Genomic DNA, 20714 nt, shown 5'->3' on the forward strand with positions numbered 1-20714 from the left:
CAACCGGCTGTGATGGTGGTCATTGCCGCAGCTGCGGTGGGGCTCGTGCTGGGGGCTGTGGGCATCGTTGACCACTTGACGCCGGATGCCTACACAGAGCAACGGGCTGTGGAGTCCGCCATCGCTCCACGGGAAGAGGCCCCTTCGACGCCCGCGCCCTCACTAACCACCGCGCCTTCACCAACCACTACGCCGTCTCCAGTCATCCCCGAGCCAGCGGGGCCGGCTGTGCCGCCGTCCGTGGACGAGCAACCAGTTGAAGTGCCGCCCGTGGTGGAAGAAGAACCCGTGCCGGAGGCTCCGGCGAAACCACCGATCGTGCCGGTCCCTGCTCCCGTACCAGTTGCCACATCATCTGCCGAGCCTTTGGTAGTTCCGCCGGCGGCTGCTCCAGCGGTTGTCAATGGCTCTGCTCGGGAGGCCGGGGACACTCACTCCAACGGCACCGTCATGGAAATCGACTTCAGGGTCTCCGGAGCCGCCCCTCTGAGTACGGGCAGAGCGGTGTTCTCAGTGGGAAAGAACTCGTGGATAGTTGAGGACTCCTTTCGGGCACCGGACGGATGGACCTGCACCTTCGAGAGCCGGAGCGTGGTCAGCTGCTCCACCGACTCTGTGCAGCGCACTGATCTTAGCTTTCAGCTTGGAGCAAGCCTCAAGCACGGCAAGTACGAGCCCAATAAGGATGAAAGGATCCTCACCTACACGCTGAGTGGACCGGGGCTGGCTTCGAAAAGGTTCACTGCCGTGTACTGAGCCGAACTTGGCCGTGCGGATAAGAAGCCGTGCCGATTAATGACTGTGTTCCCCTCCTCGCGGGGCGTACCCTGAGCCCATGGGGATTGAGGCAGTGTTTTCGGCCGCAGTCAGTCTGGCGCTCATTGTGGGTTCGATCTGGGCCGGCACGCGGCTGGTGCAGAAGGGCGTTCCTTCAAAAGGAGCAACCGGCACCCTGGGGAGTGTTCTCTCCATGATCGAGCCGGCCACGGGTGCGCCCACCCGAATGGAAGCGGCCGCAGCCGTTGAAGAGATGAGGCAGCGCCGGCACGAGTCCCTGTCCGCAGGCCCGGGCACGGCAGGCCGGGAAGTATTCGGTGGAAGAGTGGTGCTGCCACGGCCTTCCGGGCAGTCAGCAGATGGCCACGCCAAAATCTGAGACACATTCCTTGTGTTGAGTTAGGTGCGGGTAAGATCCCGTAGGAAACATTAGTAATCCGGCTCACAGTATCCAGCGCAGTGTACGGGCCCAACCAGATCCCGAAGGTAAGTATCTATGGTTCACACTGCCCATCAAGACACCGATCTCGCTGCCGAACTGCGTGCCGACGTACGTCGTGTTTCCACGCTTCTCGGCGAGTCCCTGGTCCGACAACACGGACCGGAGCTGCTCCAGCTCGTGGAGCAGGTGCGCTTGCTGACCAAGGAGTCCAAGGAAGCCGCCCGGGGCGGCGCGGATGCTACCGGCCCATGGAGCGCGCACGACGTCGTTGCCCAGGTCCGCGAGCTGCTCGCCTCCCTGCCGCTGGACCAGGCCACGGATTTGGTCCGTGCCTTTGCGTTCTACTTCCACCTCAGCAACGCGGCCGAGCAGGTCCACCGGGTACGGGGGCTGCGCACCCGGCAGGAAAAGGACGGATGGCTGGCAAAAGCGGTCTCGGAGATCGCCGGCCAGGCTGGCCCGCAGGTCCTGCAGGATGTGATTAACGAACTCGACGTCCGCCCCATTTTCACGGCGCACCCCACCGAGGCCTCCCGCCGCTCTGTACTGGACAAGGTCCGCAAGCTTTCGGACGTGCTCGCCGAGCCCACCACGGAGGGGACCTCAGCGCGGCGTCGCCAGGACCGTCAGCTCGCCGAAATCATTGATCAGATGTGGCAGACCGACGAGCTCCGCCAGGTGCGCCCCACTCCCGTGGATGAGGCACGCAATGCCATCTATTACCTGAACAGCATCCTCACCGATGCCATGCCGGAGATGCTGACGGACCTTTCGGAGCTTTTGGCTGAGCACGGTGTCTCACTGCCGGCTGCCGCCGCACCTTTGAAGTTTGGTTCGTGGATTGGTGGTGACCGCGACGGAAACCCGAACGTTACCGCCGCCGTCACCAGGGAGATCCTGCAGCTGCAGAACCAGAATGCTGTGCGCATCAGCATTGCCTTGATTGACGAGCTCATCTCCGTGCTCTCCAACTCGACGGCTCTCTTTGGGGCCGACCAGGAACTGCTGGACTCGATCGCCACGGACCTCAAGAACCTCCCCGGCCTGGACAAGCGCATCCTTGAACTGAATGCCCAAGAGCCGTACCGGCTCAAACTGACCTGCATCAAGGCCAAGCTCATCAACACCGGTCGCCGTATCTCAGCTTCGACGTATCACGAGCCGGGCCGCGACTACGCCACAACTCCCGAGTTGCTAGCCGAGTTTGGATTGCTTGAGGCCTCGCTGCGGAACCACTCCGCCGGGCTGGTGGCGGACGGTGCCCTGGCCCGCGTCCGACGGGCGATCGCTGCCTTTGGTTTGCACCTGGCAACCTTGGACATCCGTGAACATGCTGATTACCATCACGATGCCGTGGGGCAGCTTGTGGACAGGCTCGGCACGGAAAAGCCCTATGGCGAGCTGACGCGTGAGGAACGCTTCACGTATCTGGGCGCAGAGTTGGCTTCCCGCCGTCCCCTCTCCGGCCACCCGATCAAGCTTGAGGGCACTGCAGACGGAACGTACGACGTCTTCCGGAGTATCCGCCAGGCCCTGCACACCTACGGCCCGGAGGTCGTGGAAACCTACATCATTTCCATGACCCGCGGCGCTGATGATGTTCTGGCAGCAGCAGTTCTTGCCCGCGAGGCCGGCCTGATTGATCTCTTCAGCGGCAAGCCCCATGCAAAGATCGGCTTCGCTCCGCTGCTGGAAACGGTGGAAGAACTCCGGGCTTCGGCTGAGATTGTGGACCAGCTGCTGTCCGACCCGTCCTACAGGGAACTTGTCCGTCTCCGCGGAGATATCCAGGAGGTCATGCTTGGTTACTCCGATTCCAATAAGGAATCCGGCGTGATGACCAGCCAGTGGGAGATCCATAAGACCCAGCGCAAGCTGCGCGATGTGGCTGCCAAACATGGCGTCCGGGTTCGTCTCTTCCATGGCCGCGGCGGATCCGTTGGCCGTGGTGGCGGACCCACCTACGATGCCATCATGGCCCAGCCAAACGGCGTGCTTGAGGGTGAAATCAAGTTCACGGAGCAGGGCGAGGTTATCTCGGACAAGTACTCCCTGCCTGAACTCGCCCGTGAAAACCTGGAGCTTTCCCTGGCCGCGGTGATGCAGGGCTCGGCACTGCACCGCACTCCGCGGACTTCGGAGGATGAGCGTGAGCGGTATGCCAACGTCATGGAAACCATCTCCGACGCAGCGTTCGCCCGGTACCGCACGCTGATTGACGACCCCCAGCTTCCGGCCTACTTCCTCGCCTCCACACCGGTGGAGCAGCTGGGTTCCTTGAACATCGGCTCGCGTCCCTCCAAGCGTCCGGACTCCGGTGCTGGACTCGGTGGCCTGCGGGCCATTCCGTGGGTTTTCGGCTGGACGCAGTCCCGCCAGATTGTTCCGGGCTGGTTCGGCGTGGGCTCCGGTTTGAAGGCTGCCCGCGAGGCCGGAGACACGGATCAGTTGCTGGAAATGATGGACCGCTGGCACTTCTTCCGCTCGGTCATCTCCAATGTGGAAATGACCTTGGCCAAGACGGACATGGAAATTGCGGGTCACTACGTTTCATCGCTGGTCCCGAAAGAACTGCACCGGCTGTTCCATATGATCCGCGATGAGTACGAGCTCACTGTTGCTGAAATTGAGCGGCTTACCGGCGAGATCGAACTCCTCGATGCCCAGCCGACGTTGAAGCGTTCACTGGAAATCCGCGATCAGTATCTGGACCCGATCAGCTATCTGCAGGTGGAGCTCCTTCGGCGCGTGCGCGAGGAGCAGCTCTCAGGAGGCGAGATTGATGAGCGGCTTCAGCGGGCCATGCTCATCACCGTCAACGGCGTAGCCGCCGGCCTCCGCAACACCGGCTAGCAAACGCTCACTCACATCCCTCGGGATTCCCCGGTTCCCTCTCTCACCCGGTGAGAGAGGGAACCGCTCAAGGGCGCGGGATGTGAGAGAAGGTTAGGGTAGTGGGATGCCGTCGTTCCAGACCAAGTTGAAGATCACTGGCCTCAAACCGGGCAACGCACCTGAATCGGTGATGGCCGCTGCGGTGGAAGCGCTGGAATCCCGCCACCACGTGGAATCGAACCAGCTGGACATCGTGGGCGGAGTACCCCAGCTCAGCCTCCGCTTCACAGTGGACGACCGCGATTACTTGGGCGAGAACCACGAGGCCCGGACGTCGGCAGCCATGATGCGTGACGCCGTCGAGCGCGTTGCTTTGACCGGAAGCCTCTACGTGCTGCGTCGTAGCCGCGGACGTTGGTCACCCGTCTAGAATCCGTCTGAACCCAAACGCTACTCGGGCTGCGGGACGTCGCCGGGCTTGTCGGCGTCGAACGGTTCGTCCACGGGGGATCGGTTGCCGCGGCGCCGGGTGACAATCAGTCCCACCACCACGCCGATCACCAGACCCAGTCCCACTCCAATGAGTGAACTGGCCCAAAAAGGAAGCTTGGTGGTGGAGCCGGTGAAGTATCCCAGGCCGACCTGCCACACGGCCCACAGAACTCCGCCCAGCCCTGCGCAGAGGCTGAACCCGCGCACCGAGACGTTGGCGATGCCTGCCGCAGATGAGGTGGCGAGCCTGCCGCCCGGGATGAAGCGCGCCCCGATGATGGCGCCATAGGTTGAGGAGCGTCCGGCTTTTGCGATGGCCTCGTGGATCCCTCGGTGGACGCGACGGCCCCAGGCCCACCTGTCCAGAACGTGGCTGATACGCCGTTTGAACAGCATGAACACCGCCATGTCACCCAACCAGGACGCGAACGCAGCCAGGAAAAGGATGAGCCAGAAGTTCGTGTGGCCGTCGGCTGCGAGCGCCCCGCCAGTGATGACCACCATTTCGGAAGGGATGGGCGGGAAGATGGCGTCGCCCAGCACAATGGGGACGATCCACAGGTAAATCGCGGATCCCCAAGTTTCCGGGGCAGTGATGTCCATGGGCACAAGGTACCGTACTTGCCGTGTCCGCCGCTTCGGAGTGAGACTGGCGCCATGCGAATCGACATTCTGCACGGCGACCTCACCACACGCACTGTTGACGCGATCGTCAACGCCGCTAACTCCTCTTTGCTTGGCGGCGGGGGAGTGGACGGCGCTATTCACAGGGCCGCGGGCGGGGAATTGCTTGAGGCGTGCCGCGAGTTAAGGCGGACGGAACTGCCGGACGGACTTCCGGTGGGTTCGGCTGTTGCGACTCCCGCTTTTCGGCTTCCTTCGCGTTGGGTGATCCATACTGTGGGACCCAACAGGCACGCCGGACAGGCAGATCCGGCCCTGCTGGCCTCGTGCTTCCACGAAAGTTTGATGGTGGCGGCTGAGCTTGGTGCGCGGTCAGTGGCGTTCCCCGCGATCAGCGCCGGAATTTACGGTTGGGATTCCCGCCAGGTGGCGGAGGTGGCGTTCGACGCCGTGAGCTCTTTTTCGTCGTCGTCTACAGCGAGCGCCGCTTCGGACAGCGGGCTTGAGTTGGTGGAGTTCGTGCTGTTTTCGGAAGACACGACGGCGGTGTTCCGGGCAGTGTTCGATTCCTCACCGGGGGTTGATTCCTCACCGGGAGACTGAGCCTCCGGGCAAATTCAGGCTGGTTCCGGCGTGGGGCCCCGTGGCGCCTCAGCAGCGCGCTTGTGCCCTAGGAATTTGCCTGCCTTGAAGTACCAATAGGGCCACATGACCCATGATGCAGCCCCGGCCACGACGCCCGCGCCCATGATGACGTAACGGAGCCACTCCGGCCCGGGAATGAGGAAGCCGACGACTGCCACGGGAAGCCCGGTCAGGAGGGCGCCGCCGATGAACCGGCCAAGCTTTGCGAGCCCATTCGGGTAGTCCTCACTATGGAGAAGGTTGTTGTTCGCCACGAGGAACCAGAGCCCCTGGATGACGATTGCGGTGACGGAAATTGCTGTTGATGGTCCAAATTCCAGGACCTTGAGCACCAGTAGCGTCGAACTCGTGGCCCCGGCTGCGCAGGCTGCCACAGTGACCCACTTCAACGGTTCACTCCAGGGCGTTGCAGGGATGCGCTTGTGGATCTGGAGGATTACCGGGATGGCCAAGAGGTTGAACACAGCCCCGGTGGCATCATTGATGGTCCCGAAAACAAAGGGGCCTCCCTTGGGCACTTCCACGGCGTACATGGCGGCGAGGGTTGCGACGCCAACAGCACCCACGGCAGCAGCCGAATAGGCGAGGGCAGCTGTGGTTCTGTCCCCGGGTAGCTCACCTGAATTGTTCATTTCCTGCTCCCGAAAACTACCCCAGCATCCTCATGGTAGTCCTGGCCGGAGTCGCGTGGAATGGGTTGAGGAAGTTCTCAGCCGTGCGCTTCGCTGAGCTCCAGTTGGCTTCGGTATTCCACGCGGTGCATGGTGATGGGGTCCACGAAAGTGATGCCTCGGGCCAGCAGCTGCAGGGGCTTGGTGTAGTCGTCCGGGGCTTTGTCCAGCAGGTCCGGGTAGAAGGCGTCGTTGACGATTCCCAACCCCAGCGAGGCCATGTGCACACGGAGTTGGTGCGTCTTTCCGGTGTGTGGCTCCAGCCGGTACAGCGCGCGCTGGTGAGTTCCGGCGTCGAACGTTTTGGTCTGTTCGATGCGCGTTTCGGCATTCGGTTCACCGGGGATGACTTCGGCGAGCAGGTAACTGCGGGACTTGGTCATGCGGTTGCGGACCACTGCGGGGTACTCGACGGCGGGAAAACCTGCGGCGGGCGTCGCGGCGGACACGCACTCGTATTCCTTCTGGACCTGGCGCTTCTCGAAGAGGACCTGGTACTTGCCGCGGGTTTCCGGGTTGGTGGAGAGCAGCAGCAGGCCGGCTGTCATGCGGTCCAGCCGGTGCATGGGGATGAGGTCCGGGAGGTCGAGGAGTTTCCGGAGCCGGACCAGCGCGGATTCCTGGATGTAGGTGCCGCCGGGGGTGGTGGGGAGAAAGTGCGGCTTGTCCACCACGAGGATGTGCTCGTCTTGATGGAGGATGCTGATTTCCACGGGCAGCCGCGTCTCCGGCGGGAGCGTGCGGTAATACCAAATGAAGGTGTGGTCCTCCAGTTTGGTGCTGCGATCCAGGGGGATTCCGCCCTCGCCTACGATCTCGCCGGCGTCGAACCGGTCCTCGATGCCTTGGGGATCGATGTGTCCCCAGCGGTGCATCATGTAGTCCATGGCGGTGGTCCACGGGCCCTCGTCCGGCAGGCGCAGGCGGGTCGCGTTCACGCCGTCGCGAACGGGGAGGGGGGATTGCATCACCGGACAATTCTACCGGGGACGTTGCGGGGCCCGCTCTGCGCCCCAATTTGCGCGCGAAGCACGCGCAGCAGGCCTCGCAACGGAAGAGCTAACCGAACACAAAAAAGTTCTTGACAATAAAAGTTGTCGGTAAGCATACTTGAAGCATGTTGGACATCGAAGTGATCGAGGACCCGGCCGCGGCGGAAGCCTCGCTGGACCCCATTCGTACCCGCATCCTGCGGGAGCTCGTGGAGCCGGCGTCCGCCACACAACTGGCCGCGAAGGTAGGACTGCCCCGGCAAAAGGTGAACTATCACCTCAAAGCCTTGGAGCGCCACGGACTCGTGGAGCTTGTGGAGGAACGACGCAAGGGCAACGTCACCGAGCGGGTGCTGCGTGCCACGGCGGCGTCCTACCTGATCTCGCCCGTCGCCCTGGCTTCCGTGGCGCCTGACCCTCGGCGGTTCTCTGACCGGTTTTCGGCTTTCTGGCTGCTGGCACTGGCCTCCCGCACTGTGCAGGAGATGGGCAAACTCATTGCCGGTGCTGCGGTGGCCAAGAAGAAGCTGGCCAGCTTCGCGATCGACGGCGAGATCACTTTCCGCTCTGCTGCCGAACGGTCAGCGTTCGCGGAAGAGCTCGGCGTAGCGGTGACTCACCTCGTGGATAAGTACCACGACGGCGGTGCCGCCGCAGTGGCGGACGGTGCACGTAAGCACCGCCTCGTCGTCGTCCTCCACCCTGCACTTAAACCCACGGCACTAAAACCCACCTCAACAGATACAGCCTCCCCGGAGCATTCAGCAGAAAAGGATCAAAGCAATGACTGACAACCGGAAATTCGAAATCGAAGCGGACGTCGAACTGCCCGGCACTCCCGAGCGGGTATGGCAGGCGGTCACCAAGGACACGCCGGCGTGGATGTTCCCCACGGATCAGTGGCCTGACGTCAAGACCACGGAGGAATACCCCAGCCACCTGGTGTCCCGGATGGACGGTCCTGACGGATGGTTCAACCAGTTGGAGCACATCCTTGAGCCGCTCGAAGGTGGCCGAGCCAAGCTGCACTACGTTCACAGTGGGATCTTCGCCGACAACTGGGACGAGCAGTACGACGGCGCCAGCAAGCACACCGAGTTCTACCTGCACACCCTGGGCCAGTACCTGCGGTATTTCGACGGCAAGCCGGTGGTCTTCACGGACATCCAAGCGCCGGCGTCATCGCAGGCCGCGGACGGTTTCCTGCAGCTGAAGAAGGCCCTTGGTGTGGACGGAACGGCCGCCGGTAGTGCAGTGGATGTGGACGTCGACGGCGTTGGCCGGCTTAACGGCGAAGTGGACTTTTCCAACGAGAACTTCCTGGGCCTGCGGACTGCCGACACCATGTACCGCTTCTTCGGCAGGAACGCTTTCGGCGCTCCGGTGGGCATGACGGTGCACGAGTTCAGCGGCTCCGCCGATTCGGAACTCACGGCCAAGGCCTGGGGCGCATTCCTGGAGAAGGTGTACGCCTAAAACTCCGGTGGGGCCGCCCAGGCCCGAGCCACGGACTCCAGGGCGGCCTCATAAATGGAGGCCCAATCGGTGGCGGGGTCGTTCATCTGCGCCAGCTCCAAGCTGACGAGACCATGGACCTGCCCCCAGATGGCCATGGCCACGAGTGCGGGATCGTCCTTGCGCAGTGCGCCCGAGGACCGAGCGGCGACCACCGCCTCCACCAAGGGGAGCATCGAATCGGAGGCGACTTCCGGCGTCGGACTGCAATCAACGTAGGCGGCCAGCGCCCCGCCGAACATCAGGCGGTACAGGGCCGGGTGATCCAGTGCCCAGGCGCGGTAGGCCCGGCCCAATCCCAGCAGCCCGTCCTTGGCGGCCTCGCGTTGGGACTCTCCAAAGGAGCGAAAACCGTCGTCGACGGCGGCCGTCAGCAGTTGCGCTTTCCCGCCGAAGAGCGAGTAAATCGCGGTGGTGGACGTTTCTGCGGCAGCGGCCACGTCACGGAGGGTGACGCGGGCTGGACCTTCGCGGTCCACCAGTTCAGCGGTGACCGCGAGAAGGCGATCCTGCACCTGTTGATCATGAATTATGGGTCTTGCCATACTCTCAAGTGTTTCATAACATTGTTTCATAACAACGTTACGAAACCCGGATCCGGGAACTCGACGTTTCCCCAACTGAAGGATTCTCATGGCACAGGAGATCTTCCCCGGCCGCTTCACTGCGGACGTCGGGCGCGAAACAGTCACCGTTTTCCTTATCGGTATGCGGGCAAACCGATGGTGGAAACTGGCTAAGGTGGCCAAAGTTGCGTCCGCAATGCCCACCATGATGCAGCATCTCGCTGCCAAGCCGGAGGCAGGACTGCTTGGCAGTGAGCAATGGTTCGGGCGGACCACCATGCTGCTCAGCTATTGGGAAAGCCCGGAGCACCTGAGGCGTTTTGCCGCGGATAAGGACTCGCCGCATCTGGGTCCGTGGCGGAAGTTCATGAAGGAGGTCGCGGGCAGCGGCGACATCGGTGTGTGGCATGAGACGTACCAGGTGCCGGCGTCGGGTATTGAAGTGGTGTACAACGGAATGCCGCTCTTCGGGTTGGCCAAAGCCACTAAGCATGTTCCCGTTGGACCCGGCAGCAACACGGCGAAGCAGCGCTTGGGCGGGGCGGCCCGATCCGCTGGCCCGGCCCCAACTAAGTAGCAGATCAGGTCGTTCCCAGTGCTGAGAACGACCCCAACTGCGACTCAGTTGGGTACGACGGCGGGCCCGGCAGCCTAGGCAACCGCGACGGCGACTGGCCGTTCTGCTTTGAGCGTCCTGCGGAGGTGGGGCGAGGCATCGAGCTTGTCCTGGGCGGCGCGGAGGGCATCGACGGCGAACTCCAACTGTGCGGCGGGCAAAGTGAACGGAACGCGGAGGTAGTGCTCAAACGCGCCACCCACCCCAAAGCGGGGTCCGGCCGCCAAGCGAACGCCGAAGTCGGGAGCGAGTACGGTCAGCGCGGTGCTGCACGGCGTGGGAAGGCGACACCATGCTGTGAGCCCGCCGCGTGGCCGTTCCACCTCCCATGCCGGCAAGCGCTCCGCCAGCAACTCCAGCAGTGATTCCCGGTTTTGCCGAAGCTCCTCGAGCCGGGCATCAAGCGGTTCGGCGAAAGACCGGACCAGGCGCGCCGCCGCCAGTTGTTCCACCACTGGCCCGCCCAGATCCATCACGGTCCTCGTAGAGATGAAGCGGGCAATCAAGGCCTCGTCTGCCCGGATCCACCCGGTCCTCAGCCCGGCCCAATGCGACTTGCTGAGTGATCCGATGGAAACCACCGCAGGACTGAAGGAGGACATCGGTGCGGTGCGGGCGCCGTCGAGATTCAACCCGCGCAGCGTTTCATCCACCACCAACACGGTTCCGGAAGCGGCGGCGGCCCGCGCGAGGCGCCGACGTTGCAGGTCAGACATGATGCGCCCGGTGGGGTTGTGGAAGTCCGGCACCAAGTAGGCCATGGCGGGGCGCTGTTGGTTCATTGTGGCCACCATTGCGTCAATATCCCAGGCGGGCGAGGTGCTCGACTGGATCCCAGGCAGCGCGACCGGAAGAGGCTTGCAGCCGGCGGCGCGAATGGCGTCCAGGGCGTTGGGGTACGTGGGGTGTTCAATCAGCACCCGGCCCTGCTTTCCGGCCAAGGTGCGCAGGACAATATTGAGTGCATGCTGCGCGCCGGAGGTAACAAGGATCTGGCCAGAGGTGGTTGGCACTCCTTCGGAGGTGTACTTTTCTGCGATGGCTTCGCGGAGTGCAGGAACGCCCACGGCGTCGTACCCGAACCCGGGCAGGAGGGCGGGCAGCTCGGTCAGCGCATCAGCGAAGGCGCGGTGCACTACCTCGCCGGCGGCCGGGAGGGATGCATAAGCCAAGTCCAGGAGCCCTTCGGGGACCGCGAGTCCGGGTGCGCTCACTGGCGCGGTGCGGTGGGGGATGCACGTCCGCCCGCGGCTGCCCTGACCCGCGGTGAGGAAGCCCTGTTCGCGCAGGCTCGCATACGCGGCGGTGACCGTGGTGCGGCTGAGGCCCAGCGTCTGGGCCAGCGCCCGCTCGCTGGGCAGGGCGACGTCCAGCGGGATGCGGCCGTCCATCACCAATAAACGCACGACGTCGGCCAGCTCGCGGTAGGCGGGCAGGGCGCCGGAATTCCAGGAGCCCAGGAGGCGGACGAGTGCAGTGGGGTTCAGTGAGCCGGACATAAGACCAGTATTCCAAACTGGCTATGGAATACAAGGCCAGTTCTCTTGGATGATGTATTTCATGATGACCCGAAGAATCACTCAGCTCCTGATCGGCCTCGCAATGTACGGCATCTCCTTGGCCATGTTCATTCGCGCCGGGCTTGGGTTGGACCCCTGGGATGTGTTCCACCAAGGCGTATCCGAAAAGACTGGTTTCAGCATTGGTGTCGTGGTCATCGCGGTCAGCTTCCTGGTCCTTCTCCTGTGGATCCCGCTCCGGCAGATGCCAGGGGTCGGAACCATCGCCAATGCCGTGCTGGTGGGGCTCTTCGCCGATCTTGGGCTCTGGCTCATTCCGGAGTTCTCGCACCTTGGCGGACAGATCGCCATGCTCGCAGGTGCCGTGATCCTCAATGGCATCGCCTCCGCGTGCTACATCGGTGCCCGTCTTGGACCCGGTGCCCGTGATGGGCTGATGACTGGACTTGTCCGCCGGACCGGGTGGTCAGTGCGGCTTGTCCGTACGGGCATCGAAGTGGTTGTCCTCGCCGTGGGCTTCCTCCTGGGCGGTTCCGTCGGGGTGGGTACGGTGGTCTACGCCCTGGCCATCGGCCCGATTGTGCAGGTACTGCTTCCAAAGTTCATGGTGCCTGAACGGGCAAAGGCAACGGCCCCCACGGAAGCCGTGGAGGCCGCATCAGCTGCCTGACGTTCAGTCCTTGATTGCCCCCATCGAGAGACCGGACTGCCAGTAGCGCTGAAGACTCAGGAAAGCGACGATCAGGGGAATGATCATGAGCAGGGAACCGGTAATGACGAGGTTTTGAATCAACTCGCCGTTTCCTGCGGTGGACCCAAGCTTGTTCCACTGGTTGATTCCAATGGTGAGTGGGTACCACGCCGGGTCCTTCAGCATGATCAGCGGCAGGAAATAGTTGTTCCAGATGGACACGAAGGAAAACAACAACACCGTTACTGTGGCCGGGGCAAGCAGCGGGAAAGCGATGCGCAGGAAGATGCGCAGTTCCCCCGCGCCATCAATGCGGGCGGCCTCGATCAAGCCGGTGGGCACGGCCTGATCGGAAAACACCCACATGAGGTAGAGGCCGAACGGATTGATGAAGGATGGAATGAGCACAGCCCACGGGGTGTTGGTTATTCCCAGCTGGGCGAAGAGCAGGAACTGCGGAATGGCCAGTGCGATGCCGGGAACTGAGATGGAACCCAGCACGATCAAGAGAAAGGCACGCCGGCCCACGAAGTCATGCTTGGCAAGTGCGTAGCCTCCCAGAGCCGCCAGGAACGTGGACACCACGGCACCGATCACCACGTACAAAACGGTGTTAAGGAGCCAGCGCGAAAAGATTCCGTCCTGGAACGTGAACACTTGGACCACGTTGTCCCATAACGCGATGTGGCCACCGAATCCAAGCCCGAAGGAAGAGACAAAATCCTGCTGGGATTTTGTGGCATTGATGACCAGCCACAGCATGGGAACAATGCAGTAGAGAGCAAACAGCCCGGTCACGATTGTCAGCGTGAGGCTCTTCCTGGGGTTGGCCAAGGTGTATAGCTTGCGTTTGCGTACCGAGGGTAGCTTGGGGGCCGGAGCGGCTGCCCTGGTGGAGGGTGCTGTGGTGGGTGCTGTGGGGCTACTTGTTGAAGGCATTCTTCATTCCCTTGATTTGAACCGCATAGGCGATGGCAATAGTGAAGATGGCCATGACTAAGGCCAGCGCCGCTGCATAACCCTGTTGGGAACCAGTGAAAGCAAGGCTGTATGCGTACATGTTGGGTGTGTAGTAGGACGTTATGCCGCTGTTGGAGACAAGCGTGGTGAGAATGTTGGGTTCATTGAACAATTGGAAAGTGCCGATAATCGAAAAGATGATGGTGACTATGAGAGAACTCCGCAGGGCCGGGAGTTTGATGTGCCGGACAATCTGGAACTCGGTTGCTCCGTCAATTGCGGCCGCCTCATAGAGCTCGCGGGGCACAGCCCGGAGCGCGGCGTAGAAGATCAGCATGTTGTAGCCCGTGAAGCCCCAGGTCACCATCACGCCGATGGAAATCATGGTGGTCTCCGGGGCGAACGGATTGAACGAGGTACCAGCTGCCTTGTTAAGGCTTCCGATAAGTCCGTAACGGATACCCAGCATGAATCCCCACATCAGAGTGGAGACGATCGCGGGAATCGCGTAGGGAAGGAACACAATGATGCGGAAAAACCGTGAGCCGTGGAGCCGCAGGGAGTCGATGGCGAGTGCCAGTGCAATAGCGCTGAACAGCATGATGGGCACTTGGATGGCAGTGAAGAGCACCACCCGGATCACGCCATCGTAAAACTGGCTGTCCTGAAAAAGCTTGATGTAGTTGTCGAACCAAATAAAGACTTTTCCGCCGATCAGTTTGTTCTGAAACATGCTGATATAAGCGGAGTAGCCAATCGGAACAATGAAGACGAAGAGGAACAACACGCTGAAAGGTGCAATGAACGCCAAACCGACGTTCCGGCGTTTTGGCTTTCGGAGCGTTTGGTGATCGGCTGCCACGTCTGAAACCGATGTTTGGTGGGTGAGCAGCTGTCGGCTCATGGGGCCCTGCTTTCATGTTTCATCTGGTGTAACGGGAAAGGTCCGGTGCCGCGCGGTCATCAGCACGGCACCGGAGACCACTAACGGACCGAGAACCCTTGTTCGTTGCCGTACTCGATGCTGCGCTGCTTCCAGGTCTCCAGGACCTCTGCCAGCGTCCCTTGCTTGCTGTCGTACAGGGGAGCGGATACGTCCTCATAGCTTGTGCGTGCCCAGCCAAAGAACGGCGGGTACTGCCAGCCTGTTGCCACGTTTTTTGATGCATCTGCCAGGACCTGGTTGTACTTCTGGTCACCGAAGAAGGGGTTCGTGGCGCTCAGGAACTTCTCGTTATTGAGATTTGAGAGGTTCGGGACGAATGCCCCTGCGTCAATGCGTGACTGCAGGCCATCTCCGTGCGTGAAGTATTCGAGGAAGGCGTAGGCTGCTGCCTTGTTCTGCGCTGCTGCGGGAATGGCCATGGCGCTGCCGCCGTTTTCGGCACCGGATGTTTCGCCGGCCTCCCACTGGGGGAGCGGCGCCACGCGGAAGTTCCCAGCGGCCTGGGGTGCGCGTTCTGGAAGTGTTGAAGTGAACCAGCCGCCGATGAGTTGCGTGGCCAGGGTTCCTTCATTCAGGCCGCGGTTCCAGTCGTCGGACCAGTTGGTAATTTTCGTGTTGACGAGGTCCTCGTCGAGGAGTTTCTGCCAGAAGGCGACGGCGCGGCTGCTGCCGGGGTCTTTGAAGTCAATGGTGACGTCCGTGCCGTTGACCTTGAAGGGCCGGCCCCCGCCTTCCCACATCAGTGACATCAGCACGAAGATATCCGCGGAATCATTGGTGATGTAGTGGTCACCGCCCAGGGCGCGCACCTTCTTGGCGGCCTGATAGAACTCTTCCCAGGTTGTTGGTGGTGCGGCTACCCCGGCCTGCGTAAGTACCGACTGGTTGTAGAACATTGCTGCAGGTCCATAGTCGGAGGGGAGCGCATAGGGCTTGTCGTCGATTGTTACATTGCCCCAAGCGGCATCAACGTAGTCCTTTGCCAGGTCTTTGGCCCCAAACCCGGACAGGTCAGTGAGTTTGCCGGGAATGGCGAAAAGGGGGAGTGAGAAGTACTCAAACATGGCGATGTCCGGTACCCCTGATCCAGCTTGAATGGCGTTATCCAAGGCGGTGTACTCGTCGGTAGATGAGCCGGCGTTGACCACGTTGACCGTGATGTTGGGGTGAAGTTTTTCAAATCCCGGAACGGCTTCCTTGACCGTGCCGTCCCAACTCCACACCGTGAGCGTGATGGGTTGGTCGGTGGGAACTTCGGTATTGGGCGAAGTGTTTCCTCCGCTCGCGCAGCCGGCCAAGGCCACAACTGACGCCGCAATCGCTGCTGCGACCCGCATTCTTCTCTTGGGCATTGCATACTCCTTCGTATCGATGTTTCGGTGGCCGGAATTCCCGCAATTGGCCAGTGCAGCTCGCTATGTACAACGTTGTACCTTTTGGGTGAAGGCAATCCGGGTAGGCGGCGTGGGTAGTTTTCCCTGGCTTAGGCTGCGGCAGCACTCTCGGATTTCGCAGGAGACCGTAAGCTGGGTACAACGTTGAACCTCATGCTAGAGCGGGCCTCTGCGGACCGTCAAGGAAATGACGCAAAGTTCCCCGGAGCTATGATCAAGGCAACGCCCTAGTCGGAGATGCTGCGGGGCGGGAAGGACGCGGATGAATGTGAATCCGACGATTCATGACGTCGCACGGGCGGCAGGTGTCTCCATCAAGACGGTGTCAAACGTGCTTAACGACAACCCGAAGGTCGGACCCGAAACCCGGCTGAGGATACGGCGGCTCGTGGATGAAATGGGATACCGGCCTAACCTCTCGGCCCGAGGGCTCCGTTCGGGCAAGACCGGGGTGATCGGTCTTGCCGTTCCTTCTCTTCGTGAGACGTATTTTGCAGAGCTCGCTGATTCGGTGATTCGGGCGGCTGCCAAAAAAGGTCTGCGTGTGGTTATTGAGCAGACCAATGGGGACCGGGACCTGGAGATTGCCACGCTGTCGGGCGGGCAAATGCGATTCATTGACGGCCTGCTTTTCAGTCCTGCCGCCATCGGCCAGCAGGACGTGGATGTCCTCACAACGAATGATCCCTTGGTCCTCCTCGGCGAACGGATTTTCGGTGGGCCAACGGACCACGTGACCATGCACAACACATCCTCAGCGCGGGCAGCCGTGGAGCATCTGCTGAATATTGGCCGGACCAAGATCGCGCTGATCGGAGCGCCGGAGCAGCCAGCTGACGAGGCGAGCTCGGCTAACCTGCGGGAGCGCGGTTACCGTCAGGCACTGGAAAATTCCGCGATCGGAATTGATCCGCGGCTTGTGGTCAGGGGCGGGACCTGGCATCGGGAAACAGGGGTTGCGGCAATTCGGCGGCTCCGTGAAAGCAACGTGGACTTCGACGCAGTGTTCGCCCTCAATGACACCCTCGCCCTGGGTGCCCTGCGTGCACTTGCCCAGTACGGCCTGCGAGTTCCCCAAGACGTTGCCGTTATGGGGTTCGACAACATTGATGAAGGCCGTTTTTCGCTGCCGTCCCTGACCAGCGTCGATCCCGGCAGGGACGAGATTGCCGAGACCGCTGTGGCTCTGCTCGTGAACCGGATCCAGGAAAAGGATGAGAAGGCGGCACCCAAAACCGTGAAATCGGGCTTCAGGATCGTCCAACGGGAGTCCACGGGGTTCGCGGATGGGGATGGCAGGACGCTCCTTAGCACTTGAGGAAGAGCCGCCCATCCGCCCCTAGCGGCAGGCCTCCAAATCCTCGCCGTACTCCAACCAGTCCGGCAGGTCCTCACTGAAGGCATCACGGATGGCGGGCGATCCAGCGCTCCGCCAGTCGACGTCGTCGTTAATTTCGATCTCGTACTTCTTCCACTCAAACCAGTTGATCATCTTCAACTGCGGGTAATTTTGATGGGTTTCAGCTGAGAAGACCTGACGCCACCACGCCTGCTTCACGTCCAGCTCGGAGGCACCGCCGCGGGCGGGGGTGAAGATGGCTGCCGTCTCCGGGATCGCCACCGGCTTGTTGTGGTCCACCCCGTACACCTGGTAAAAATCCGGGACGGAACTGTCGTCACCGGCGGTGCCGCTGTACGTGCCGGTCAGCATGGCCAGGAACTTGCCCGGCTCCGAGACATCGTTGTTCCCCCAAGGCCGCTGATTGCCCCAGTGATACAGGGAAACTCCCACCCAATCCACGGCGTCGTCCCCTGGATAGTAGGGCGCATAAGTATCGTCGGCCATGGTGAGCGCGCCATCATGGTCGGTGTCCAGGGCAGCGAAATCCGGACTGCCCGGACGCGCCGCAAACTGGCCACCCGTAAACGGGTAGCCGCCACCGTAGTTCGGGGCCCACATCATGGACGTACCCGGTGCCTGCGAGTGCACGGCGGCCGCCACCCTGCGGAACACCTCCACATAGCGCAGCGGCTGCTGGCCCCAGGAATACCAGGAACCGTTCATTTCATGCGCCAAACGTACGACGACGGGCGTCCCCTGATCGTTGATGGCCCGTAAGTCGGTGGCGAGTTTGGCGATCACTTCCTCACTCAAAGTCTCCAAGCCGCCGTGCGGTTCGAGCGTCAGGAGCAACACGCCGCCCGTTGGGCGGACCTGGGTGACGGCGTTGGTGGTGTGCGCCCACGTTTCGTCGTCGTAGGGGATATCCGAGAACTGCACCACCACCGCAGGATCATGGCCGAGGTTTTCCCGGTGCTCGGACAAGGTCTCCGAGTCCCAATCCAGGTTCACGCCCAGAAGCACGCCATCCTTGGGGATCATGGTGGAAGCATCCCCAGCCCGGCAGAGGGACAAAGCCTGGACTACGGGGACCACCTCCTGGGAAGCAAAACTCAAACCCGTGGCAGCCAGGGCAGTGACCACCAAAGGGATGAGCAGGCTGGCCCGCCGGCGTTTTGTGTTCGGGTGTCCCGTGAAAGTGGGAGGAGCCGGCGCCACGGTCAGCCCCAGCCCAGGGAACGACGGCGACGCCCGAAGAGGCTCCGCCAACTCAAGCGAGGCGCAAGCGCGCGGGGCCGCGCAAGTGCTGTGCCGCCGTCGACCGCATCTTGACGGTTTGCGTAGACGCGGGCCACATGACCCAGATGGGCTTGGAGGCGGGTTTCCTGCAGCTCTCTGGAATGACCGAAAAGGCGGAGATCTCCGCCGCGCAATCGGAGCAGGTGCAGCACCTCAAGCAGCCCTACGACGCCTGAGGCTCCCACGGATGTCACGGCAGCGACATCCACCAGCACCAGGATGGGGCCGTCCGCGGCGGCCTTGGCGGACGCTTGGCGAACGGCGAGAACGGTAGTGGCGTCCAAAGCGCCGGTAACGGTCAGCTCCAGACTTATCAGATCCGCCGTCTTCGGTGCGGAGTGAATGGTCATTGGGGCAGGGGAGAGCATGGACATGGGGGTCGCTCCTTGCTGGGGGATGGAACGGCGTGTGATTGCTGTCAGTGTTTGGGTGCGGAGGCTGTACCAAGGACGCTGGTGAGCTCCTTCGGAGTGGGCATCGGCTCCTTCAGGTGATCGCCGGGACCCCGGTATCTTGCCGCGCCGATCACCACGCTCAACAGCGCCAGGTCCAAAGCAACCCAGGCAAGCGTGATGAGGGTGGGATACAGCGGCGCTTCCCCGAAGGACACTCGGGCAATGCCGATGAGCGAGGACCCAACGAGCAAGGCCATGGCTGCCACTTGCAGCCTGACGTGCTGAAAACCGCGTCCGGCAGCCTGCTTGCTCTTAGCCGTCACCGAGAACGTGAGGTGCTTGCCAAGGAAGACCGCCGCCGCACCGGAACACGTGGCCGCTATCCAGGTGGGAAACAGTGCGAAGGACCATTGCTGGCCACGCCACAGTCCCTTGGAACCGTTGCCCGCCACTTGGAAAAGCAGCTGGCAGGTCACGAAAAAAGGCAGGAAGAGGCAGAAGAACACCACCGGGCTGGCAGTCAGCGGGTAGGTCCCAGCCACCAGGTACACCACAGGCGCTGCGATGTAGCTCAGGGCAGCGAAGCCATTGAGATAACTCGTCATAGTGCCCAAGTACATGAGCCGTTGGGCCACGGTGAGGCCCCGAAGCAGGACCGGATTATCACTGAAAAACACCTGCATGGTGCCTGCCGCCCATCGCTGCCGCTGCGAAAGCATGGTGGACACGTCCTCGGGGGCCAGTCCATGAACCAGGACCTCGTGGTGGTAAACACTGCCCCACCCCATTGCGTGAAGGTGCATAGCGGTGGCCATGTCCTCCGTAATGGTGGTTGTGTCCATGGGATGGATGGCCAAGGCCTGGTCCGTGTGCGCAACATCCACGGATTCCAGGACCGCGTCCAGTTCCGGCACCACATCGTCCATCGAATCGGGCACCGCCAACGCGGCCGTATGGAAGGCGACGCGGAGCTCGAAAGTGATTTCGGCAAGGACATCGCCCCTGCGCACCTGGTGCTCCGCACGCGCCACTGCCTCCAAGGCCTGTTCTGCGACCGGCATGGCGGCGGGATGGCGCCTACCCAGTTCGCCATGAAGGTCCTGGAGCCTCGACCGGCCCCTGCGTAAGGCACGCCACGTCTGCTCAGTGGCTGTCCGGGTGTAACGGGTCAGGCCCAGCGCCATGAGGGCTTCCCGGCGAAGGACAGCATTCGAACCGCAGAAGAACGCTGCGTCCCAGCCGTCCTTGCCCTGCTGGATGGGTCCGTAGAAAAGTTCCGCCTGGCTTCCCAAGGGGTCCCGCTCCGGAACATTCCAAAAGTGCTGCGGCGTCTGGACAAAGGCCACTTCTTCGGCGTCGAAATACCCGAGGACGCGGTCCAGGAAGCGCGGCTCAGGGACTTGGTCTGCGTCGAAGATGGCCACAAACTCGCCCGTTGTCAGGGACAGGGCGTTGTTGACGTTGCCCGCCTTTGCGAAGCGCTGCCGGCCATCCCATTCGGGGCCACGGGTGATGTACCCGACGCCGATCTGCCGGGCTGCTTCAGCAAATTCGGCCCGATCGCCGTCGTCAAGAATCCACGTTTCGTGGGGGTACTCCATGTCCCTGGCCGCAATGGCCGTCTTCATCACCAGGTCCAGTGGTTCGTTGTAGGTTGCGATGAATACGTCCACCGATCTGCCCGGCAGGGCAGGTGGGGGAGGTGGACGTCGTCGTGCGTTCCACATGGTCACGGCGTAAAGCGCTGATTCGCCAAGGCTGTAGGTCTCCGCCGCCACGAGGGGCAGCGAGATCCACCAAGCATCCCAAGCCACAGTGCTGGACCAGCGCCAACTGATGTAGATCACTCCAAAGGAAACCACTAGAACTGCAAGGATCCTTACCAGTATTTGTCTGTAAATGCCCATCTTTAGCCTCCGGTAACTGCTGGGGAAAAGGCCAAGGCGCGCCAGTATGTCCACACGCTCTTCAGAGCGAATTTGGGAGGACACG

General features: G+C 62.0%; 20 protein-coding genes and 1 pseudogene. 10 read left to right on the forward strand and 11 right to left on the reverse strand.

The features are described from left to right. The 4 genes and pseudogenes from CQ020_RS24180 to CQ020_RS11350 all read left to right on the forward strand — a co-directional run. A pseudogene (locus CQ020_RS24180) lies at positions 1–756 on the forward strand (RNA polymerase subunit sigma-70); the annotation flags it as partial. A 79-nt stretch (positions 757–835) separates the two neighbouring features. After that, complete coding sequence (locus CQ020_RS11340) at positions 836–1156, forward strand: hypothetical protein (protein ID WP_105691948.1); 321 nt, start codon at positions 836–838, stop codon at positions 1154–1156. 117 nt (positions 1157–1273) lie between these two features. Next, positions 1274–4072, forward strand: a complete 2799-nt coding sequence (ppc, locus tag CQ020_RS11345; RefSeq protein WP_105691949.1) for a phosphoenolpyruvate carboxylase — start codon at positions 1274–1276, stop codon at positions 4070–4072. A 106-nt stretch (positions 4073–4178) separates the two neighbouring features. Further along, positions 4179–4484 (forward strand): hypothetical protein, encoded by a 306-nt coding sequence (locus CQ020_RS11350; RefSeq protein WP_105691950.1) that lies wholly within the window; start codon positions 4179–4181, stop codon positions 4482–4484. 20 nt (positions 4485–4504) lie between these two features. Here CQ020_RS11350 and CQ020_RS11355 read toward each other — a convergent pair whose 3' ends face one another. Beyond that, entirely contained in the window at positions 4505–5149 is a 645-nt protein-coding gene (locus tag CQ020_RS11355; RefSeq protein WP_105691951.1) for a DedA family protein, read from the reverse strand. A gap of 54 nt (positions 5150–5203) precedes the next feature. Between CQ020_RS11355 and CQ020_RS11360 the strand changes: the two genes are divergently transcribed. After that, positions 5204–5773, forward strand: a complete 570-nt coding sequence (locus CQ020_RS11360) for an O-acetyl-ADP-ribose deacetylase (RefSeq protein WP_105691952.1) — start codon at positions 5204–5206, stop codon at positions 5771–5773. A 14-nt stretch (positions 5774–5787) separates the two neighbouring features. Here the strand turns inward: CQ020_RS11360 and CQ020_RS11365 are convergent, their stop codons facing one another. Together CQ020_RS11365 and CQ020_RS11370 are read right to left on the reverse strand one after the other, a co-directional pair. Continuing rightward, positions 5788–6447, reverse strand: coding sequence for a hypothetical protein (locus CQ020_RS11365; protein WP_105691953.1), 660 nt, complete (start codon positions 6445–6447; stop codon positions 5788–5790). Between the two features lie 77 nt (positions 6448–6524). Beyond that, positions 6525–7454, reverse strand: coding sequence for an RluA family pseudouridine synthase (locus CQ020_RS11370; protein WP_105691954.1), 930 nt, complete (start codon positions 7452–7454; stop codon positions 6525–6527). 149 nt (positions 7455–7603) lie between these two features. Between CQ020_RS11370 and CQ020_RS11375 the strand changes: the two genes are divergently transcribed. Together CQ020_RS11375 and CQ020_RS11380 are read left to right on the forward strand one after the other, a co-directional pair. Beyond that, positions 7604–8269, forward strand: coding sequence for a helix-turn-helix domain-containing protein (locus CQ020_RS11375; protein WP_105691955.1), 666 nt, complete (start codon positions 7604–7606; stop codon positions 8267–8269). Then, positions 8262–8954 (forward strand): SRPBCC domain-containing protein, encoded by a 693-nt coding sequence (locus tag CQ020_RS11380; protein ID WP_105691956.1) that lies wholly within the window; start codon positions 8262–8264, stop codon positions 8952–8954. Before CQ020_RS11375 ends, CQ020_RS11380 begins: the two co-directional genes overlap by 8 nt. On the opposite strand, the gene CQ020_RS11385 is transcribed toward CQ020_RS11380, so the two are convergent. After that, positions 8951–9538, reverse strand: coding sequence for a TetR-like C-terminal domain-containing protein (locus CQ020_RS11385; protein ID WP_258141843.1), 588 nt, complete (start codon positions 9536–9538; stop codon positions 8951–8953). The two genes, CQ020_RS11380 and CQ020_RS11385, sit on opposite strands and share 4 nt — an antisense overlap. Before the next feature lie 88 nt (positions 9539–9626). Between CQ020_RS11385 and CQ020_RS11390 the strand changes: the two genes are divergently transcribed. Next, entirely contained in the window at positions 9627–10136 is a 510-nt protein-coding gene (locus CQ020_RS11390) for a DUF4188 domain-containing protein (RefSeq protein ID WP_105691958.1), read from the forward strand. A gap of 74 nt (positions 10137–10210) precedes the next feature. On the opposite strand, the gene CQ020_RS11395 is transcribed toward CQ020_RS11390, so the two are convergent. Then, positions 10211–11674, reverse strand: coding sequence for a PLP-dependent aminotransferase family protein (locus CQ020_RS11395; protein WP_105691959.1), 1464 nt, complete (start codon positions 11672–11674; stop codon positions 10211–10213). Positions 11675–11735: 61 nt separating this feature from the next. Between CQ020_RS11395 and CQ020_RS11400 the strand changes: the two genes are divergently transcribed. Next, on the forward strand, positions 11736–12365 hold the full coding sequence (locus CQ020_RS11400) for a YitT family protein (RefSeq protein ID WP_105692044.1): 630 nt from the start codon (positions 11736–11738) through the stop codon (positions 12363–12365). Between the two features lie 3 nt (positions 12366–12368). On the opposite strand, the gene CQ020_RS11405 is transcribed toward CQ020_RS11400, so the two are convergent. The 3 genes from CQ020_RS11405 to CQ020_RS11415 form a co-directional block, all read right to left on the reverse strand. Continuing rightward, positions 12369–13325, reverse strand: coding sequence for a carbohydrate ABC transporter permease (locus CQ020_RS11405; protein ID WP_258141844.1), 957 nt, complete (start codon positions 13323–13325; stop codon positions 12369–12371). Further along, positions 13309–14250, reverse strand: a complete 942-nt coding sequence (locus tag CQ020_RS11410; protein WP_181151853.1) for a carbohydrate ABC transporter permease — start codon at positions 14248–14250, stop codon at positions 13309–13311. The genes CQ020_RS11405 and CQ020_RS11410 overlap by 17 nt, the downstream gene beginning before the upstream one ends. Positions 14251–14330: 80 nt before the next feature. After that, complete coding sequence (locus CQ020_RS11415) at positions 14331–15644, reverse strand: ABC transporter substrate-binding protein (protein ID WP_105691961.1); 1314 nt, start codon at positions 15642–15644, stop codon at positions 14331–14333. A 304-nt stretch (positions 15645–15948) separates the two neighbouring features. On the opposite strand from CQ020_RS11415, the gene CQ020_RS11420 reads away from it, so the two are divergent. Further along, complete coding sequence (locus CQ020_RS11420; protein ID WP_105691962.1) at positions 15949–17004, forward strand: LacI family DNA-binding transcriptional regulator; 1056 nt, start codon at positions 15949–15951, stop codon at positions 17002–17004. 21 nt (positions 17005–17025) lie between these two features. Here CQ020_RS11420 and CQ020_RS11425 read toward each other — a convergent pair whose 3' ends face one another. The 3 genes from CQ020_RS11425 to CQ020_RS11435 are packed head-to-tail and all read right to left on the reverse strand — an operon-like array spanning position 17026 to position 20629. Further along, positions 17026–18258 carry a glycoside hydrolase family 26 protein gene (locus tag CQ020_RS11425; protein ID WP_105692046.1) on the reverse strand — a complete coding sequence of 411 codons (1233 nt, stop codon included), beginning with the start codon at positions 18256–18258 and terminating at the stop codon, positions 17026–17028. Then, entirely contained in the window at positions 18249–18701 is a 453-nt protein-coding gene (locus tag CQ020_RS11430; RefSeq protein WP_105691963.1) for an STAS domain-containing protein, read from the reverse strand. The genes CQ020_RS11425 and CQ020_RS11430 overlap by 10 nt, the downstream gene beginning before the upstream one ends. A gap of 44 nt (positions 18702–18745) precedes the next feature. Further along, the gene (locus CQ020_RS11435; RefSeq protein WP_181151854.1) at positions 18746–20629 is read right to left on the reverse strand and encodes a glycosyltransferase; all 1884 of its coding nucleotides are present in this window, start codon (positions 20627–20629) and stop codon (positions 18746–18748) included. Positions 20630–20714 lie beyond the last annotated feature (85 nt).

Source organism: Arthrobacter sp. MYb23 (assembly GCF_002979775.1).
Lineage (GTDB): Bacteria > Actinomycetota > Actinomycetes > Actinomycetales > Micrococcaceae > Arthrobacter.

Bases quoted from the DNA above. Each gene is read 5' to 3' on its own strand.
- CQ020_RS11395 (WP_105691959.1), bottom strand. From the start codon at position 11,674: ATGTCCGGCTCACTGAACCCCACTGCACTCGTCCGCCTCCTGGGCTCC.
- CQ020_RS11370 (WP_105691954.1), bottom strand. From the start codon at position 7,454: ATGCAATCCCCCCTCCCCGTTCGCGACGGCGTGAACGCGACCCGCCTG.
- CQ020_RS11435 (WP_181151854.1), bottom strand. From the start codon at position 20,629: ATGGGCATTTACAGACAAATACTGGTAAGGATCCTTGCAGTTCTAGTG.
- CQ020_RS11355 (WP_105691951.1), bottom strand. From the start codon at position 5,149: ATGGACATCACTGCCCCGGAAACTTGGGGATCCGCGATTTACCTGTGG.
- CQ020_RS11415 (WP_105691961.1), bottom strand. From the start codon at position 15,644: ATGCCCAAGAGAAGAATGCGGGTCGCAGCAGCGATTGCGGCGTCAGTT.
- CQ020_RS11380 (WP_105691956.1), top strand. From the start codon at position 8,262: ATGACTGACAACCGGAAATTCGAAATCGAAGCGGACGTCGAACTGCCC.
- CQ020_RS11350 (WP_105691950.1), top strand. From the start codon at position 4,179: ATGCCGTCGTTCCAGACCAAGTTGAAGATCACTGGCCTCAAACCGGGC.
- CQ020_RS11405 (WP_258141844.1), bottom strand. From the start codon at position 13,325: ATGCCTTCAACAAGTAGCCCCACAGCACCCACCACAGCACCCTCCACC.
- CQ020_RS11410 (WP_181151853.1), bottom strand. From the start codon at position 14,250: ATGAGCCGACAGCTGCTCACCCACCAAACATCGGTTTCAGACGTGGCA.
- CQ020_RS11340 (WP_105691948.1), top strand. From the start codon at position 836: ATGGGGATTGAGGCAGTGTTTTCGGCCGCAGTCAGTCTGGCGCTCATT.
- CQ020_RS11365 (WP_105691953.1), bottom strand. From the start codon at position 6,447: ATGAACAATTCAGGTGAGCTACCCGGGGACAGAACCACAGCTGCCCTC.
- ppc (WP_105691949.1), top strand. From the start codon at position 1,274: ATGGTTCACACTGCCCATCAAGACACCGATCTCGCTGCCGAACTGCGT.
- CQ020_RS11375 (WP_105691955.1), top strand. From the start codon at position 7,604: ATGTTGGACATCGAAGTGATCGAGGACCCGGCCGCGGCGGAAGCCTCG.
- CQ020_RS11430 (WP_105691963.1), bottom strand. From the start codon at position 18,701: ATGTCCATGCTCTCCCCTGCCCCAATGACCATTCACTCCGCACCGAAG.
- CQ020_RS11385 (WP_258141843.1), bottom strand. From the start codon at position 9,538: ATGGCAAGACCCATAATTCATGATCAACAGGTGCAGGATCGCCTTCTC.
- CQ020_RS11400 (WP_105692044.1), top strand. From the start codon at position 11,736: ATGATGACCCGAAGAATCACTCAGCTCCTGATCGGCCTCGCAATGTAC.
- CQ020_RS11390 (WP_105691958.1), top strand. From the start codon at position 9,627: ATGGCACAGGAGATCTTCCCCGGCCGCTTCACTGCGGACGTCGGGCGC.
- CQ020_RS11420 (WP_105691962.1), top strand. From the start codon at position 15,949: ATGAATGTGAATCCGACGATTCATGACGTCGCACGGGCGGCAGGTGTC.
- CQ020_RS11360 (WP_105691952.1), top strand. From the start codon at position 5,204: ATGCGAATCGACATTCTGCACGGCGACCTCACCACACGCACTGTTGAC.